Annotated in this window: 20 protein-coding genes and 1 pseudogene; 11 read left to right on the forward strand and 10 right to left on the reverse strand. The window is 63.3% G+C overall.

The annotated features are described in order from the left end of the window. Positions 1-9 precede the first annotated feature (9 nt). The 3 genes from AB6802_RS22525 to AB6802_RS22535 form a co-directional block, all read right to left on the reverse strand. Positions 10-867, reverse strand: coding sequence for a TrmH family RNA methyltransferase (locus AB6802_RS22525; RefSeq protein WP_371012383.1), 858 nt, complete (start codon positions 865-867; stop codon positions 10-12). Continuing rightward, positions 854-1945, reverse strand: a complete 1092-nt coding sequence (locus AB6802_RS22530) for an RsmD family RNA methyltransferase (protein ID WP_371012384.1) — start codon at positions 1943-1945, stop codon at positions 854-856. Before AB6802_RS22530 ends, AB6802_RS22525 begins: the two co-directional genes overlap by 14 nt. A 72-nt stretch (positions 1946-2017) precedes the next feature. Further along, complete coding sequence (locus AB6802_RS22535) at positions 2018-2503, reverse strand: DUF1772 domain-containing protein (RefSeq protein ID WP_371012385.1); 486 nt, start codon at positions 2501-2503, stop codon at positions 2018-2020. Positions 2504-2831: 328 nt separating this feature from the next. Here AB6802_RS22535 and AB6802_RS22540 point away from each other — a divergent pair, with 328 nt between their 5' ends. The 3 genes from AB6802_RS22540 to AB6802_RS22550 all read left to right on the forward strand — a co-directional run bounded on the left by AB6802_RS22540 (position 2832) and on the right by AB6802_RS22550 (position 4436). After that, positions 2832-3542: a helix-turn-helix transcriptional regulator gene (locus tag AB6802_RS22540; protein WP_371012386.1), complete on the forward strand. Its 711-nt coding sequence runs from the start codon at positions 2832-2834 to the stop codon at positions 3540-3542. Between the two features lie 70 nt (positions 3543-3612). Further along, entirely contained in the window at positions 3613-3984 is a 372-nt protein-coding gene (locus AB6802_RS22545; RefSeq protein WP_371012387.1) for a VOC family protein, read from the forward strand. A gap of 11 nt (positions 3985-3995) precedes the next feature. Further along, positions 3996-4436 carry an EVE domain-containing protein gene (locus AB6802_RS22550; protein WP_371012388.1) on the forward strand — a complete coding sequence of 147 codons (441 nt, stop codon included), beginning with the start codon at positions 3996-3998 and terminating at the stop codon, positions 4434-4436. Here AB6802_RS22550 and AB6802_RS22555 read toward each other — a convergent pair. From AB6802_RS22555 to sppA, 4 genes are all read right to left on the reverse strand, one after another. Then, complete coding sequence (locus AB6802_RS22555) at positions 4426-5391, reverse strand: ornithine cyclodeaminase family protein (RefSeq protein WP_371012389.1); 966 nt, start codon at positions 5389-5391, stop codon at positions 4426-4428. The genes AB6802_RS22550 and AB6802_RS22555 overlap by 11 nt on opposite strands. Positions 5392-5413: 22 nt before the next feature. Continuing rightward, positions 5414-5749, reverse strand: coding sequence for a DUF1049 domain-containing protein (locus tag AB6802_RS22560; protein ID WP_371012390.1), 336 nt, complete (start codon positions 5747-5749; stop codon positions 5414-5416). A gap of 52 nt (positions 5750-5801) precedes the next feature. Further along, on the reverse strand, positions 5802-6086 hold the full coding sequence (locus AB6802_RS22565) for an integration host factor subunit beta (RefSeq protein ID WP_027165368.1): 285 nt from the start codon (positions 6084-6086) through the stop codon (positions 5802-5804). A 75-nt stretch (positions 6087-6161) separates the two neighbouring features. Then, entirely contained in the window at positions 6162-7118 is a 957-nt protein-coding gene (sppA, locus tag AB6802_RS22570) for a signal peptide peptidase SppA (RefSeq protein WP_371012391.1), read from the reverse strand. Between the two features lie 293 nt (positions 7119-7411). On the opposite strand from sppA, the gene lptC reads away from it, so the two are divergent. The 6 genes from lptC to ptsN all read left to right on the forward strand — a co-directional run bounded on the left by lptC (position 7412) and on the right by ptsN (position 12766). Next, entirely contained in the window at positions 7412-8125 is a 714-nt protein-coding gene (lptC, locus tag AB6802_RS22575; protein ID WP_371012392.1) for an LPS export ABC transporter periplasmic protein LptC, read from the forward strand. Beyond that, entirely contained in the window at positions 8112-8708 is a 597-nt protein-coding gene (locus tag AB6802_RS22580) for an LptA/OstA family protein (protein ID WP_371012393.1), read from the forward strand. Before lptC ends, AB6802_RS22580 begins: the two co-directional genes overlap by 14 nt. Further along, positions 8708-9526: an LPS export ABC transporter ATP-binding protein gene (gene lptB, locus AB6802_RS22585; protein ID WP_371012394.1), complete on the forward strand. Its 819-nt coding sequence runs from the start codon at positions 8708-8710 to the stop codon at positions 9524-9526. Before AB6802_RS22580 ends, lptB begins: the two co-directional genes overlap by 1 nt. 187 nt (positions 9527-9713) lie before the next feature. Beyond that, complete coding sequence (rpoN, locus tag AB6802_RS22590; RefSeq protein WP_371012395.1) at positions 9714-11243, forward strand: RNA polymerase factor sigma-54; 1530 nt, start codon at positions 9714-9716, stop codon at positions 11241-11243. Positions 11244-11658: 415 nt separating this feature from the next. Further along, positions 11659-12240, forward strand: coding sequence for a ribosome hibernation-promoting factor, HPF/YfiA family (hpf, locus tag AB6802_RS22595; RefSeq protein WP_371012396.1), 582 nt, complete (start codon positions 11659-11661; stop codon positions 12238-12240). Positions 12241-12301: 61 nt separating this feature from the next. Then, entirely contained in the window at positions 12302-12766 is a 465-nt protein-coding gene (gene ptsN / locus AB6802_RS22600) for a PTS IIA-like nitrogen regulatory protein PtsN (protein WP_371012397.1), read from the forward strand. A gap of 139 nt (positions 12767-12905) precedes the next feature. On the opposite strand, the gene AB6802_RS22605 is transcribed toward ptsN, so the two are convergent. Continuing rightward, positions 12906-13163 (reverse strand): DUF1150 family protein, encoded by a 258-nt coding sequence (locus tag AB6802_RS22605; RefSeq protein ID WP_371012398.1) that lies wholly within the window; start codon positions 13161-13163, stop codon positions 12906-12908. Positions 13164-13227: 64 nt separating this feature from the next. Beyond that, positions 13228-13653, reverse strand: coding sequence for an Hsp20 family protein (locus tag AB6802_RS22610; RefSeq protein ID WP_371012399.1), 426 nt, complete (start codon positions 13651-13653; stop codon positions 13228-13230). Positions 13654-13838: 185 nt separating this feature from the next. Between AB6802_RS22610 and AB6802_RS22615 the strand changes: the two genes are divergently transcribed. Then, positions 13839-14780 (forward strand): nucleoside hydrolase, encoded by a 942-nt coding sequence (locus AB6802_RS22615; protein ID WP_371012400.1) that lies wholly within the window; start codon positions 13839-13841, stop codon positions 14778-14780. A gap of 225 nt (positions 14781-15005) precedes the next feature. Continuing rightward, positions 15006-16172 (forward strand): annotated as a pseudogene (locus AB6802_RS22620) (alpha-D-ribose 1-methylphosphonate 5-triphosphate diphosphatase). 34 nt (positions 16173-16206) lie between these two features. Here AB6802_RS22620 and AB6802_RS22625 read toward each other — a convergent pair. After that, a complete protein-coding gene (locus tag AB6802_RS22625) occupies positions 16207-16821 on the reverse strand; it encodes a LysE family translocator (protein WP_371012401.1) in 615 nt (204 codons plus the stop codon). Positions 16822-16866 lie beyond the last annotated feature (45 nt).

Below are 16866 nucleotides of genomic sequence, written 5' to 3' on the forward strand. Positions count from 1 at the left end.
TAAGCAGTCCTATCGCAAATCGGCGGGGTCGAGCTTCAGGGCGCCGCGCCGGATCTCGAACAGCATCACGCCGGTGGCGACCGCCAGGTTGAGCGAGTCGGCGCGGCCTGCCTGCGGGATCCTCAGCAGCCGGTCGCAGCTTTCGGCGAGGGTTTCCGGCAGGCCTTGCTGCTCGTTGCCCATCAGGAGCAGCACCGGACCACGGGAGAAATCGACCGACCTGTAGTCGACCGCGCCTTTGAGATGGGTTCCGGCGACAAGGCCGGAGAAATCGCGGCGCCAGGCAAGGAAGGCCTGCTCGGTCGCCTTGGCGACCGGCACGGCAAAGATCGAGCCCATGGTTGCGCGTACGGTTTCCAGCGAGAACGGATCGGTGGTGTCGCCGACCAGGATGACGCCCTTGGCGCCGACGGCATCGATGGTGCGGATGACCGTGCCGAGATTGCCGGGGTCGCGCACGCGGTCGAGAGCTACCCAGACATCGCCATCCCTGGCGCGGATATCCTTCATCGCGAGGGTCTGCTGGGCAAAGACGCCAACCACCATTTGCGGGTTCTCGCGGCGCGTGATGGCCGCCAGCACCTTTTCCGAGACTTCCAGAACCATGCCGCCGGCAGCGACAGTTCGCGCGGCGACCTTTTCGACAGCCGCATTGCCGCGCCCGGCCTTGGCGAAGACGAGGGTCCTGATCGCCCAGCCGAGGTCGAGCGCGTCGATGACCAGCTTCAGGCCCTCGGCCATGAAGGCGTTCTGCTGGTCGCGGAATTTCTTCAGCGCCAGCGCCTTGATGTCCTTGACCAGCGGATTGGCAAGGCTGGTGACTTCCTTGACCTGCCCGACCGGGCGGGCGCCGTCATATGCGTTCATTAGAAGCCACCCAGCGCGAGAACAGCGAGGTCGACAGCGCGCGGCCGGCCGACTTCTCGCGAATGATCAGTTCGCCGGATTCAATCGTGCCGCCCATGCCGGCGAAGGTATCGCGCATCAAGGCATGGATGGCGAAGAAGGAAGCGCGGATCGAATAGGCGGTGAGAACGACGGCCAGCGGCTTCGGCGTCAGGATCGAACGGCAGAGATCGGTCAGACCGGGCAGGTCCTCGAACAACTGCCAGACTTCGCCCTTGGGGCCGCGGCCATAGGCGGGCGGGTCGAACAGCACGATGTCGTAGCGGCTGCCGCGGCGCTCCTCGCGCTCGGCGAATTTCACCGCGTCGTCGACGATCCAGCGGATCGGCTTGTCGGCAAGACCGGCCATCTCCTGGTTCTCGCGCGCCCAGCCGATGGCTTTCTTCGAGGCATCGACATGGGTAACCTCCGCGCCCGCGCGCGCTGCCACCAGCGAGGCAACGCCGGTGTAACCGAAGAGGTTGAGCACCTTGATCGGGCGTTTCGCCGCCGCGATCAGGGCCGCCATATGGTCCCAATGCGAAGCCTGCTCGGGAAAGACGCCGACATGGCGAAACGAGGTGAAGCGTCCGAGATAGTCGATGCCGTCATGCTTCATCGGCCAGGTCTCGCCGAGCGGCGTCCTGGGGAAGCGCCAGCGGCCGATGCCTTCCTCGTCGGTATCTCCGGTGAAGATGGCGTCGGCGCGTTCCCACTCCTTGGCGGAAAGCGCCCGCTGCCAGATCGCCTGGCCCTCGGGCCGCACGATGCGATAGGGGCCGTATTGCTCGAGCTTCTCGCCGGCGCCGCTGTCGAGCAGCGCATAGTCGGCGTTGGGCGCCACTTCGAGGATCACCGGCAGCCGCTCCGCCGGCAGCAGGCCCTCGCGGCGCGCAAGCACGCGCGCGGTGGGCTTTGCCTCGTGCCGGTCGGCAGATTTCGGTTCATGCCGTTCGGCAGGCTTTGCCTGCGGCCGAGCCGTCGCCAACGCCTCGTGCGGGCGTGACTGCTCCGTCCTGGCGGGACGATTGTCGCGGCGTTTGTCGCGAAATGATTTCAAGAAGGATCATCTCCGGCGGTTCGGCCCGCTTCTGCCACACCTCAAGGCGTCGGCGCAACAAACAGCGCTATCTTAGCTATGTCGAACCGTAAGCAGGCCCAGACAAAGCGAGATGAAGCCAAGCGCCTTCGCCGCCGTCACCGCCATATGGCCGGTTTCCCAACGCAGCCGGATCGCATCGAAATTATCCGGGATCGGTCCGGGCGCCCAGGTTGCAAGAATGTCGTTGGCCGGTTTGACGAGCCCCAACCAGAGCGCCGGCGAAACCGCGTAGAGCAAGGTGGCGGCGAGCACCAACCAGAAAGCGGAGGATTCTCCACGCAGCATCCAGGCCAGCAGCGCCGGACAGAGGATCGCCGCGATATCGAGCGGTGCTCCGATTACGGCAAAGAGTTGGAACTGCGCGTTAAAGACCGTAACCTCGCGCCACAGCGCGGGTGACCATTTCGTCAGCCTGGGCAGCGATTCCAAAACATGGGCGAATGATGGTCCAAGGCTAAGCGCCGCGACCGTGGCGGCCAGCACCGACCACAACAACAGGAATCCGCGCATCTCCATTGCGAGACAACGGGGACGGTCGCTGGACGTTCCCGGTGAGGCGGCTGGTCTTGTTTCTTCGGGCCGGTTGCTTTACGGCAGCGCCATTCTTGAGCGCATTGCGTTGCGAGGCGCAGCTCGTCGTGGATGTGTCGCACAATCGGGTGCGCCGGAAGGGCGGCGGCTTTGTCCCCCACAAGGGCTCCGCGGCGGTCGAGGCAGGAGGTATCGCCCCGATCGCCGGCTCGCGTAACCGGTCGGAACGCGAAGCCCTGCTGCGAAATGCATGGGGATAAAACGCTCGGGCGCAGCTTCCGGCCGCGCTCTTGCGGTTCTATCGTGGCCGCACATGTCCCGCTCTGAACGCCTGCTCGACCTGATCCAGATCCTGCGCCGCCATCGCCGGCCGGTGAGCGGACGCACGCTTGCCGACGAGATGGGCGTCTCGATCCGCACGCTCTATCGCGACATCGCGACGCTGCAGGGGCAAGGTGCGCCGATCGAGGGCGAGGCGGGGCTGGGCTATGTGCTGAAGCCCGGCTTCATGCTGCCGCCACTTATGTTCACCGACGAGGAGATCGAGGCGATCGTGCTCGGCTCGCGCTGGGTGGCCAAGCAGCCGGATAGACGGCTGGCTGCCGCCGCGACGGATGCATTGGCCAAGATCGCGGCGGTGCTGCCGGACGATCTGCGTGAGGATCTCGACGCCACGACATTGCTCGTCGGACCGCGCTCGGAGAGCGTCGAAGCTGTCGATCTCGGCGTCGTCAGGCAGGCCATCCGCGACGAGCGCAAGCTTGGCTTTCTCTATCGTGATGCCGAGGGCGCGGCCTCCGAGCGCCTGGTCTGGCCGTTCGCGCTCAGCTTTTTCGACAAGGCGCGGGTGATGGTGGCGTGGTGCGAGATGCGCCAGGATTTCCGGCATTTCCGCGCCGATCGCATGTCCGAGCTCACGGCCACCGACATCCGCTACCCGCGCCGACGCCAGGCGATGCTGAAAGAATGGCGGGCGACATTCGACGCGCCTGGCCGGACTATCGCGAAAGGCGCTCCGGGCTGATCGCTGCTGCCAGAATCTGACAGCAGGCCCGCATATGGTCGCCAAGGTTCAAACACCAAGGAGATCGGATATGACCACGCCCAATTTCGTCATCCTCTATGTCGACAGCCCGCAAAAGAGCGGCGCTTTCTATGCCGCGCTGCTGGGACGTGATCCAGTCGAATCCGCACCGACCTTCGTCCTGTTCGTGCTCGACAAAGGCTTCAAACTCGGACTCTGGTCGCGCCATACGGTGGAGCCGGCGGCAGCGGCGGCCGGCGGCGGGGGCGAACTGGTGCTCGCGGTCGAGAACGCGGCCGCGGTCGACGCCACGCATGTGGATTGGCAGCGGCGCGGCCTTAAGATCCTCCAAACACCGACCGATCTGGATTTCGGCCGCACCTTCGTCGCGCTCGATCCCGACAATCATCGGCTGCGGGTATATTGGCCGAACGACAATTGAGGAGAGCGGTCATGGCTAAGCACTGGATTGCGGTTGCGTCGGCCGAGCATGTCCGCCGCGGTCGCGCAGCCGGCTTCATGCAGGTCAATCACGGCAAGGCAGCACCCTTGCGCCGCATCAAGCCGGGCGACGGCATCATCTATTATTCGCCGAGCACCGTGCTCGGCGAGAAGGACGGGCTGCAGTCATTTACCGCAATCGGCACAGTGCGCGAAGGCGAGCCCTATCAAGGCGACATGGGCGGCGGTTTCACGCCGTTCCGCCGTGATGTCGATTGGGCAAAAGCCGAGGAAACGCCGATCAAGCCATTGCTCGAGCAACTCGACTTCACCAAGGGCAAGTCGAACTGGGGCTATCAATTGCGCTTTGGCCTGTTCGAAATCGACGAACACGATTTTCGGTTGATCGTCGCGGCGATGGGCGCCGAAATCGAAGCGGTGGCTAAACTTTGAGCGCGTTGTAGACGGCGATGCCTGCGGCGAGGTCTTCAAGGGCGGCGCCAACCGACTTGAACAGCGTGATCTCGCTGTCGTTCTGCCGGCCCTGTTTCTCGCCACGCGTCAGTTCGTGCAGGTCGGCGACGATCGCTTCCGGCTTCAGCAGGCCGGACGCCAAAGGCTGGACGATGTCGCCGGCCTCCTTGGTGGCGCCGGCCCGGGTGTCGACATAGACGCGCGCGCGGGAAATGGCCGCATCATCCGCCTCTCGCATTTGCGGCGTGAAGCCGCCGACGAGGTCGACATGGGCGCCGGGCTTCAGCAGCGCGCCCTTGACCAGCGGCGTGGCCGAGATCGTTGCCGACGAGATGATGTCGGCCTCGCCAAGCTCGGCGTCCAGATCGTCGGCGGCGCTGGCCGGAATCCCTTCGGCGCGCAGCGCGGCGGCCACCTTTTCGGCATTGGCCGGCGTGCGGTTCCAGATGCGGATAGAACCGATCGGTCGCACCGCCGAATGCGCCCTGGCGAGGAAGGACGACAGCGCGCCGGCGCCGACGAGCAGAAGACGCGAGGCATCCTTGCGGGCGAGATAGGAGGCGGCTAGCGCCGAGGCACAGGCGGTGCGCCACTGCGTCAGCCGCTGGCCGTCGATCAGCGCTTGCGGTTCGCCGGTGACGCCGTCGAGCAGCAGATAGAGGCCCATCACCGCCGGCTTGCCTTTTGTGTTGTTGTCCGGCGACACAGTGACGATCTTGACGCCGATGTGCCCGCCGGCCGACGTGCCGGCAGCGTTGAAGTCGGTCCAGGCCGGCATCAAGAGCAAGGTCGAGGCAGCGCCATCGGGCCGTTCGACGCCGTGGTGGTGGCGAACCGGCTGTACCGCGCCGTCGCGGAAAGCGCCGCGCAACGTCTCGACGAGCCCGGGAAAAGTCAGCGCGCGATCGACCTCGGCGGCCGAAATGGTCAGCATGGCAGGCTCCGTGACGGCAGGCTCAGTTCGTCGGCTTGGGCAGCGCCGGTCCCTTCGGCGGCGCGGCGGGCGCGCGGCTTACCGCCTGGCGCAGGTTCTCCGCCTCGAGGCCGCGCTGGCGCGCGAGCTTGCGGTAACGGCCCTGCCTCACCCAGGTGGCGAGGCTGCCGACGATCATGCCGATGGCCAAAGCCAGGAACAGGAAGATGAAAAACGGCCAGTTCAGCGTCAGCGCCGGATTACCGGGATGGAACGGATCGAGGGTGAAGGCGACCGAGCCGCGATTGGCGACGGCGAGCGCGATGAGGATGATTGCCAGCGGCACGAAGACCACGACGAGCACGAAGCGATTGAACATCAAATCTCCATGGAGGCGAGCTGTAGCGCCGTTCAACCGTCCGGCGCGGCGCCTATTTGCCGCCGTTCAACCTTTCGCGCAACTCCTTGCCGGTCTTGAAGAACGGCACCCACTTTTCCTCGACCTCGACGGATTCGCCGGTGCGCGGATTGCGGCCGGTGCGGGCGGGGCGATTTTTCACGGAAAAAGCGCCGAAACCGCGCAGCTCGACGCGGTTGCCTTCGGCAAGAGCGTCGGTGATTTCGTCAAAGATGGCGCCGACAATGTTTTCGACATCGCGCAGAAACAGGTGCGGGTTGCGCGCAGCAATGATCTGCACAAGTTCGGATTTAATCATAGAACGTTCCCCGTAAACCACTTGCGGTCAATTATCAGGATGATTTTATTGCTTTTTTGGCTCGCCCCAACGGCCTCAAGGGTGCCAGACCGAAACGAGACCGTCAAGAAACAAGCGGTCGGCGCCGAGTTCATGAATGACATCGCCGCCGGCGTCGGGCAGGCCGAGCGCCTTGGCCACCATTTTTGCCATCGACTGGGAAAACAGGAAGCCGCCGCGCCTATCGGTGTCCTTCCATTCGATGACCTTGAGCTTGCCGTTGACGCCCTTGGTCGCCAGCCAGTCGATCGCCTCCTGCTCGCCGCCGACGGCGTCGACCAGGTGGTTGGCCAAACCTTGCCGGCCGGTGAAGATCGACCCGTCGGCCAACGCCAGCGCCTGCTCATGCGTCATCTTGCGGCGGTCGGCAACGATACCGACGAACCAGTCGTAGCTGTCGAGGATGAGCTTGCGCACCATGGCGCGCTCGTCGTCATTGGTCGGCGTGAAGGGCGAGGGCGAGGCCTTGAGCGGTGACGACTTCACTGCCTCCAGCTTGATGCCGAGCTTGTCCATCAGGCCGCTGACATCGGGATATTCGATGAGCACGCCGATCGAGCCGACGATCGAGGTCTTGCGGGCAACGATGTGGTCGGCCGCGGTGGCGATCATATAACCAGCGGACGCCGCCAGCGTGCCGACTTCGGCCACCACTGGCTTGTCGCCGGCGACCTTGCGCACTTCCTCGAAGATCGACTCGCCGCCGACCGTGGTGCCGCCAGGCGAATCGATCGACAGGATGACGCCCCTGACCTGCGGCGATGTGCGGATCGACTCAAGCCGTTTGATCAGCTCCTCATCCTCGGTGATGGTGCCTTCGATCCTTACCTTGGCAATGTGATCGAGTGAACGGCCGGTAAACTTCCCGTCATAGATCCAGGAAGAGAAGCCGATCACCGCTGCCGCCAGGACCAGAAATGCGACCACGCGCCAGAATGTCAGCTTGCGGCGCAAGCGGCGGCGGTCGATCAGGTCGTCGGCTCTCATTGCCATTGTCTGCCTCTTGGATCGGTGGGAAGTCCGCTTTTAAAGCAAGGCTTTGCGTGCGGCTACCGTTTCCTGAGAGGTGTAGCGTCAAGCCGCGACACTTGCGATAACCTCACGAAAAATTAACGCTGGCCGTTGGTATCTGCTATGAAGCGTTGGTCGTCTTGCCGAATTCTTCTCGATTTTGCGGGCGGCGGCTGTCACATTTTTGCAGTTTTCCTCCGCTTGTGCTTGCTTGCGGAGGCCGGCATACCACCTATAGGCGGTGTTTTGGCGGGCGAAGGTCCATTAGAAAAGTCATGTTGGCGCGATCTGACGAAATGAGCAATGCCGATACGGCGTTGGCCGCCGCGATGCCGGACGGCATGCGGGGCGACGCTTTTCATCGCGCCCAAAAGCATTCGCGCCGCGTGCGCGTGCTGAAGTTCGCGGTGCCGCTGCTTGCGGTCGCGATCGCCATCGCTTTTCCGGTTTACTCCTATCTCGCCGCGCCGGTTTCAGTCTCGATCCAGGCTGACGGCACGGCATTTTCGGACGGCAAGCTGGTGATGGCCAATCCCAAGCTCAACGGTTTCACCAAGCAGAAGCTGCCATACTCGCTGACCGCGACTAGAGCCACCCAGGATGTCGGCAAGCAAGGCATTATCGATCTCGAGGGCATCAACGCGAAGCTGCCGGTCGCCAGCGACAATGTGGTAGCGGTCGATGCTGCGCACGGCATCTACGATCGCGACCACAACACGATGGACCTCACCAGCGAGGTCTCCGTGACGACCTCCGACGGCCTGGTGGCGAAGTTCAAATCCATCTTCCTAGACATGGGCAAAGGCTCTATGAAGACGAGCAATCCGGTGGATGTCAGCCGTGGTGGATCGCGCATCACCGCGGATTCGATGTCGGTCGAGGACAATGGCAGGCTCGTCGTCTTCGAGAACCGGGTACGCGTCAACATCGATCCGGCTGGCCTGAAGGCGGCGGGGGTAAAAAGTGGAGAGCAGAATGCGTCGCAGTAAATCCGCATGGCTTCTGGGCGCTGCCGCTGCATTTCTGTCGTTGGGGACGGCGGGTTCCTTCGCGCAGTCGAGCGCGACCAGCCAGGTTCCGGGGTTGAAATTGTCGGGTGACCAGCCGATCCAGATCGAAAGCGACAAGCTCGAGGTGCGGCAGAACGAGAGCATGGCGGTGTTCAGCGGCAACGTGACCGTCAATCAGGGGCCGACCCTGCTCAAGGCCGGCAAGATGACGGTCTACTACGTCAAGCCTGCCAATGGCGACAAAAGCGCCGCGGCGGGCGCGTCGGCAATGACAGGTGCCGCCAACATCGACCATCTTGTGATCGAGAACAAAGTCTATATCAAATCGAATGACCAGATCGCCACCGGTGACACCGGCACCTTCGATATGAAGACGCAGCTTCTGGTGCTTTCGGGCCAGGAAGTGGTGCTGTCGCAGGGCGACAATGTGCTTAAGGGCTGCAAGCTCACCGTGCAGATGAAGAGCGGCCTCGGCAATGTCGATGGTTGCCCGCGCGTGATCATGATGTTCAAGCCGCAGAAGCAGGACGCTACCCAGAAGCAGGGAGCGTCGAGCAACTAATGGCCGGCGTAACATCGCTGCTTGCCCGTCTTCCGGGGCGGGCGGCCGCATCACTGGCTGCGCCGGCGACGGTCGGCACCGACAAGGCCAAGTTCAAGGGCACCCTGATCGCCAAGGGCCTGACCAAGAGCTATAAGGGCCGCAAGGTGGTAAGCGGCGTCACCATCGGCGTCCGCGCCGGGGAGGCCGTCGGCCTGCTCGGTCCCAACGGCGCCGGCAAGACCACATGTTTCTACATGGTCACCGGCCTGGTGCCGGTCGACGAAGGCTCGATCGAGATCGACGGCTTCGACGTCACCTCGATGCCGATGTACCGGCGCGCGCGCCTTGGCATCGGCTATCTGCCGCAGGAAGCATCGATCTTCCGCGGCCTGAATGTCGAGCAGAACATCCGCGCGGTGCTGGAAGTGGTGGAAAAGAGCCGCAAGGAACGCGAGCGCATGCTCGACGAGTTGCTCGAGGAATTCCACATCAGCCATCTGCGCAAGGCGCCGTCGATGTCGCTGTCGGGTGGCGAACGGCGCCGCCTCGAAATTGCCCGCGCGCTGGCGACCAAGCCGGCCTATATGCTGCTCGACGAGCCTTTCGCCGGTATCGATCCGATCGCGGTCGCCGACATCCAGCAGCTCGTTCGCCATCTCACGGCGCGTGGCATCGGCGTTTTGATCACCGACCACAATGTGCGCGAGACGCTCGGCCTGATCGATCGCGCCTACATCATCCATGCCGGCCAGGTGCTGACGCATGGCCGCGCCGACCAGGTTGTCGCCAATCCCGACGTGCGGCGTCTCTATCTCGGCGAGGGCTTCACGCTCTGACGGCGAAGTCGGGCTTGATCCCGGATTTCCGCGGATTTCAGCGAATTCTTATAAATGCTGTCGCGGATAACGCTCCGGTAAGCCGCGGCTGCTAGCGTTTGGCTTGACAAGCAAAAGCCGGGCCAGTTTCTATGCCCGATCGAAAATCCGTAACTTCGATGCGTAAACGAGGCGTTTGAACCCCACCATGGCGCTGGCAGCCAAACTGCAGCTCAGACAATCCCAGTCGCTGGTGATGACGCCGCAGCTGATGCAGTCGATCCGGCTGCTGCAGCTCACCCATGTCGAGCTCGAGCGGTTCATCGACGAGGAGATCGAGCGCAACCCGCTGCTGGAGCGGGTCGAGCCGCAGGACGATGCGGCGAGCGACCAGTCGCAGAAAAGCGAGGCCGCGCAGGAGCGGGCTCCCGAAGGCGACTGGTTCGAAGGCGAGACGCAGTGGAGTGCCGAGGCGATCTCGGAAAAGCTGGACTCGTCGCTGGAGAACCTGTTTCCCGACGATCCAGGCACCAGCGAGAGGCTGGGACCGGATCTGACGGCGCAATGGAAGTCGGCTTCGGGCGGCAGTGGCAACGCCACTTCGTCGGAAGGGTTCGATGTCGGCGATATGGCCGCTGCCGCGATCACGCTGCGCGACCATGTCGGCGAGCAGATCGCGCTTGCCGCTCTCGGTACGGGCGAACGCCTGATTGCGGGCGAACTCGCCGATGGGCTCGACGAAACCGGTTATCTGCGCGCCGGGCTCGATGAGATCGCGGCGCGGCTGGGCACGGACCGGGCGGCGGTGGCGCATGTGCTCGAAATCTGCCAGACCTTCGAGCCGACCGGCCTTTTCGCGCGTGACCTCGCCGAATGCCTGTCACTGCAGCTGGCGGTGCGCGACCGGCTGGATCCGGCGATGAAAGCGCTGGTCGCCAATCTCGAGCTTCTGGCGCGGCGGGATTTCCAGACGCTGAAGCGTATCTGCGGCGTCGACGAGGAAGATCTTCTCGACATGCTGGCCGAGATCCGGGCGCTCGACCCGCAGCCCGGCATGGCGTTTTCGGGCGGCGCGAGCGACGCGATCGTTGCCGATGTCGAGGTCAGGGCCGCCAGCGACGGCAGCTGGGCGGTGGAGCTCAACGCCGACACATTGCCGCGCGTGCTGGTGGACAATGTCTATTTCGCCCGTATTTCTGGCCATACCAAGGGCCAGGCGGAGAAGGATTTCCTCGCCGAATGCCTGCAGAACGCCAACTGGCTGACGCGCAGCCTCGACCAGCGCGCCAAGACCATTCTCAAGGTGGCCTCGGAAATCGTGCGGCAACAGGACGCGTTCCTCGTCCATGGCGTGCGTCATCTCAAGCCGCTCAACCTGCGCACGGTGGCCGACGCCATCGGCATGCATGAATCGACCGTCAGCCGCGTCACCGCCAACAAATACATGCTGACGCCGCGCGGCGTCTTCGAATTGCGCTATTTCTTCACGGCTTCGATAGCCTCGGCGGCTGGCGGTGAGGCGCATTCGTCCGAGGCGGTGCGCGACCGCATCAAGCAGATGATCGATGAGGAAAAGCCTGCCGACGTGCTTTCCGACGACGCCATCGTCGACATGCTGAAGGAAAATGGGGTCGATATTGCCCGCCGCACCGTCGCGAAATACCGCGAAGGCATGAACATCCCCTCTTCTGTGCAGCGGCGGCGCGAAAAGCGCGCGCTCGCCAACGCAGGCCGCTAGACCTTCGATATTCGAGCCATGCCGGTCCGCGAAGGATGGTTTGCGTGCTTCCGGTCTCAGATGCCCTATATACGCTGCGGTCCGGTTCCCGAAAACCATCATTGCGGACTTGGCACGACGCGTATCTCAACAAGGCTTGGCCGATATGAAACTTGCGGATTTTGCACAGTTCTTAAGCTTCATTGACAAGCCGCAATGAAGTGTCTAGAAGCCCGCCCGCATGGAGCGGGGCGGTAATGCACGCTTGCGGAAGGGTCCGTCAGACAAAGCCTCGACGGCCGAGAAGGCGACTTGTGATCACCGGAAAGTTCGGGTCTAAAATCGGCGCGCATGCCGCTGCAAAGCTTGTGCGCGCGCACCACGGGTATAAACTCGGGAACAGTTTGAAGCCTGAGCAAGGAAGGTCAGTTTTCAGATGAATCTGCGCATTTCGGGAAAACACATGGATATCGGGGATGCGTTGCGTACGCGCATCAACGACCGCGTCGGCGAAGCGATCGAAAAATATTTCGATCGGGGTTTTTCGGGACATGTCACTGTCATCAAATCAGGATCGCGTTTTTCGGCCGATTGCATGGTGCGGCTCGATTCCGGCGCCTCACTGCAGGCAACGGGCGATGCCCAGGATCCGACGCTTGCCTTCGAGGCCGCCGCCGAGCGCCTTGAAACGCGGCTGCGGCGCTACAAGCGCCGGCTGAAGTCGCGCAACACCGGCAATGGCGAGGAGCCGACCGACATCGCCTACACGGTGATGGCGCCGCTGGCCGATGACGAAGAAGACATTGCGGAGGACTTCGCGCCGGTCATCGTCGCCGAATCAAGCATGACGCTGCGGACCATGTCGGTGGCATCTGCCGTTATCGAGCTCGACACAAGCGACAGCCCGGTCTTCGTCTTCCGAAACGCCGGAAACGACCATCTCAACATCGTCTACCGCCGGCCGGATGGCAACATCGGCTGGATCGATCCGTCGACGACCAAAGTCGCTCAAGGATAAAAAGCCAGCCGCGCGAGGGGGCGACGACTGGCGCGGCAGGCGAGCAAGGGATTTTTCAAGCATGGATCTGAGTGATCTCATCAGCGTTTCGGCGATCATGCCGACGTTGAAGGCGAATTCCAAAAAGCAGCTTCTGCAATTGCTGTCGGAGAGGGCGGCGGCGATTTCGGGGATTCCGGAGCGGGAAGTGTTCGACACCATCCTGCAGCGCGAGCGGCTGGGCTCGACGGGCGTCGGCAACGGCATTGCCATTCCGCACGGCAAGCTTGCCGGCGTGAAGCACATCGCCGGCGTCTTTGCCAGGCTCGAGACGCCTGTCGATTTCGAGGCGTTGGACGATCAACCGGTCGATCTCGTTTTCCTGCTCCTGGCGCCTGAAGGCGCCGGCGCCGACCATCTCAAGGCGCTGTCGCGCATCGCGCGCGTGCTGCGCGACGCCGATACGGTGGCCAAGATCAGGGGAGCGCGCGACGCGGTGGCCATCCACGCGCTGCTGTCCGATACACAGGCCTCGCACGCGGCTTGAAGTTTTTCGGATTCAAGTTTTTGAGATAAATCTCCAAGGGCCGCCAAAAGCGGCCCTTTCCATTCAGAGGTGACCAGGGTCGTTCCTAGTTGACCATGATCTTTCCCGAAAACCGGTTCCCACTTTTCGGGATCATGGGTCAGTGAATGGCGACCGTGGTCAGATCATTTTCCATCGCGCCTGCCAGCGCCCGGTCACGGGCATCCGAAAGCAGGATCGGCTGGCCGTTGGCGGCAAACAGCGCCCACAGCTCCATGCCGGGAGCGATCTCATCCATGCCCGGGAAACGGCCGCGCAGATCGTCGCTCGACACTTTCCTCAGGTAAGCGACCGAGCCTTCGCCGAGATGGGCGAATTCGCCGCTGGTCATGGTGATGGTTTCGTCAGTTCTGGTCATTTCAAGCCTCCTTGGCGCGGAGACGCCGCTTTCGGCCGTCCCGCATTAGAGCCATCGGCAAAGATCAGTCTTTCACCGATATGTTTATTTTCCGTACCAGCCGCTCGGATTCGGGTCGGTCGAGGTCGACCGACAACAGGCCGTTCTTCAATTCCGCCGCAATCACCCGCATGCCGTCGGCCAGCACGAAGCAACGCTGGAACTGGCGCGCGGCAATGCCGCGGTGGAGGAATTCGCGCTCGGTGTCGTCGCTCTGACGGCCGCGCACGATCAGCTGGTTTTCCTCGGTGGTGACATCGAGGTCGCTTTCAGCAAAGCCGGCAACGGCGAGCGTGATGCGCAACCTCTCGGACTTGCCGTCGGACGCGTTCAGGCGCTCGATGTTATAGGGAGGGTAGCTGTCACCCGACTTCGCCAGACGCTCGAGGGTTTTTTCCATTGCGTCAAAACCCAGGAGAAGCGGGCTGGAGAAGGGCGTCATTCGGCTCATGTTACACTGTCCTCGCAAGAGCGACATAAACTGGAAAAACCCGGATGGCATTTTTCCCGATGGACTTGATATGGTCCGCCGCGCGATCAAGTTCAAGCCGCTAAATCAGGAGGACGTTTCGTCGAACCGCCATCCTGGTTCATGTTTCAAAACCCGCCCAAAAAGACTCCCAAAAAGGAATTGAAATGCCCCAATCCCGAAAGATCATCATTGACACCGATCCCGGCCAGGACGATGCCGTCGCCATCCTGCTGGCACTCGGCAGTTCGGAGCTGGACATCGTCGGCATCACCGCCGTTGCCGGCAACGTGCCGCTGAAACTGACCCAGAACAACGCCCGCAAGATCTGCGAACTGGCCGGCCGGCCCGACATCAAGGTCTATGCCGGCGCCATCCGCCCGCTGGCGCGCGAGCTCGTCACCGCCGAGGAAGTGCATGGCAAGACCGGCCTCAACGGGCCGCAGCTGCCCGAGCCGAAGATGCCGCTTCAGGATCAGTATGCCGTCGATTTCATCGTCGAGACGCTGATGAAGGAGCCGAGCGGCTCGATCACGCTGTGCGTGCTCGGACCGCTCACCAACATTGCGCTGGCGCTTATCCGCGAGCCGGGGATCGCGCCGCGCATCAAGGAAATCGTGCTGATGGGCGGGGGCTTCTTCGAGGGCGGCAATGTCACGCCGACCGCGGAGTTCAACGTGTATGTCGACCCGCAGGCCGCCGATCTGGTTTTCAAATCGGGCATTCCGATCGTCATGATGCCGCTCGACGTCACGCATAAGGCGTTGACCACGTCCAAGCGCATCCAGGCATTCCGTCAGCTCGGCACGAAGGTCGGCACCGCCACCGCCGAGATGCTGGAATTCTTCGAGCGCTATGACGAGGAAAAATACGGCACCGACGGCGGCCCGCTGCACGACCCCTGCGTGATCGCCTATCTCCTCAAGCCCGAGCTGTTCAAGGGCCGGCACTGCAATGTCAGCATCGAGACCTCGTCGGAGCTCACCATGGGCATGACGGTGATCGACTGGTGGGGCGTCACCAAACGCCAGAAGAACGCCATGGTGATGCGCGACATCGACCATGATGGCTTCTTCGCACTGCTCGTCGAGCGGTTGGGACGATTGTAGGCAAACCGCCGCAAGGCCAGCCGCAGCCGGAATCGCGGATGGGGCCGGCTGCCGCATCCGCGGCAGCCGAGCGTCGCCATAGGCCTCGATCGCCTTTATCGGCATATAGTTAGCCGTCCCTCCCTGTTGTCATCCTTGTGCGTCAACCAGCTGCTATGGGTCGCCTGTCCCTCGACTGTGTCGGTCGGGACTTTGAAGCAGCTGATTCCATCGAAGAGAGACGACATGTGGTTGAGTGAATTCGAGATTGTCCTGCGCGACCGCGTCATCCCAAGCGGTGCCGTCAGGATTGAGAGCGACCGGATCGCCGAAATCCGCGACGAGCCGGTCGAGAATGCCGACATCGTCGGCGGCGGCCGCTTGCTTCTGCCCGGCTTCATCGACATGCACGGCGATATGGTCGAGAGGGAAGTGGAACCTCGCATCGGCGTCCACGTGCCGATGAAGATCGGCATCGCCGAACTCGACAAGAAGCTGGCCTCGTGCGGCGTGACCACCGCCTATGCCGCGCTCTCCTTCATCGGCGCCAGCGTCACCAGCGGCGTGCTGCGCTCGGAAGGTCACACATCGGCGATCATCGAGACCATTGACGGGCTGAGGGGCGACCTTCTGGTCGATCACCGCATCCACGCCCGCTTCGAAGTCACCTACACGCCTGCCATCGCCGTGCTGCAAAAACTGATGGACGCAGGCAAGCTGCATCTGATCTCGTTGATGGACCACACGCCCGGACAGGGCTAGTACCGCGACGTCGAACTGTACATCGCCCGCATCGCCAAGGAGCGCGGCATGTCCGTTGCCGAGGCGTCCGAAATTGTCGGCCACCGCATCGCCGGCCGCGAAGGCCAGGGCGACGTGCTGAACGCGTTGCAGGATCTGTCGGCCCGGGCTCACGCCAGCGGCGTCGTGCTCGCCTCGCATGACGACGACACGCTGGAAAAGGTGGAACTGGTCCATGGTCTGGGCGCCAGGCTCAGCGAATTCCCGGTAACCCTGGAAGCGGCGCAGGAGGCCCGCAGGCTGCAGATGCATACCGTCATGGGCGCGCCCAACGCGCTGCGCGGCCAGTCCTATTCCGGCAACCTTTCCGCCCGGCAGGCTTACGAAGCCGGGCTGCTCGACATGCTGGCCAGCGACTATCACCCGGCCTCGATCCTGCCGGCTACGCTCGGCCTTGCGGAGCTGAGCGAAGGCGGCCTCGTGGCGGCGGTCGCGCTGACGAGCGCCAATCCGGCCATCGCGCTCGGGCTTGCCGATCGCGGCGCCATTGAGCCAGGACTTTTGGCCGATCTGGTCGTCGCCGACCGCCAGCCGGTGGCGCGCGTGCGCGCCACCTTCCGCGCCGGCCGCATGATCTACAGCGACGGCACGCTGGCCGCACGCGGGCGCTGAGGGGCGGCCGTCATTGACTAAGAGGCGGCGTCCGTTACTTCGCCTTCGAGAACGCCAGCCACAGCCCGCCGCCGACCAGGAAGCTGCCGCTGATCCTGGACATCAGCCTGACGCGGCTGGCCGACAGCAGGCGTCCGGCGCGGCTGGCGGCGAGGGCGTAGGTCGAATCCGAGACGGCGGCGAAGATCATGGCGGTCAGGCCCATGACGACGATCTGCAGCGTATAATTGCCCTGCGGGGCAATGAACTGCGGGAAGAAGGCGCCGAAAAACACCAAAGTCTTGGGGTTGCTCAGCGCTACCAGCAGCCCTTGCAGGAAGAAACCGCCGCGCGGTTTCCTGGCCGAACCGTCGGGGTTCAGCGTGCCCTTGGCGCGGAACATCTGCACGCCCATCCAGATCAGGTAGGCGGCGCCGATCAGTCGCACCCATTCGAACCAGTGACCCATGCCGGCGATCAGCGTATTGAGACCGATGCCGACGATGGCGATCATGATGGCGAGGCCGGCCTGGGTGCCGGCGACGTTGGCCAAGCCCGCGCGCGAGCCGTGGCGGATGCTGTTGGCGATGATCAGCGTCACCGTCGGGCCCGGCACCAGAATGATGACGATGCAGGCGACGACATAGGTTGCATAGAGTTCCAGCGACATGGTTTCCTCGGCAGGGGATAGAGGTGATGCGGCGGTGGCCGGATG

Source organism: Mesorhizobium sp. RCC_202 (assembly GCF_041355295.1).
GTDB lineage: Bacteria > Pseudomonadota > Alphaproteobacteria > Rhizobiales > Rhizobiaceae > Mesorhizobium.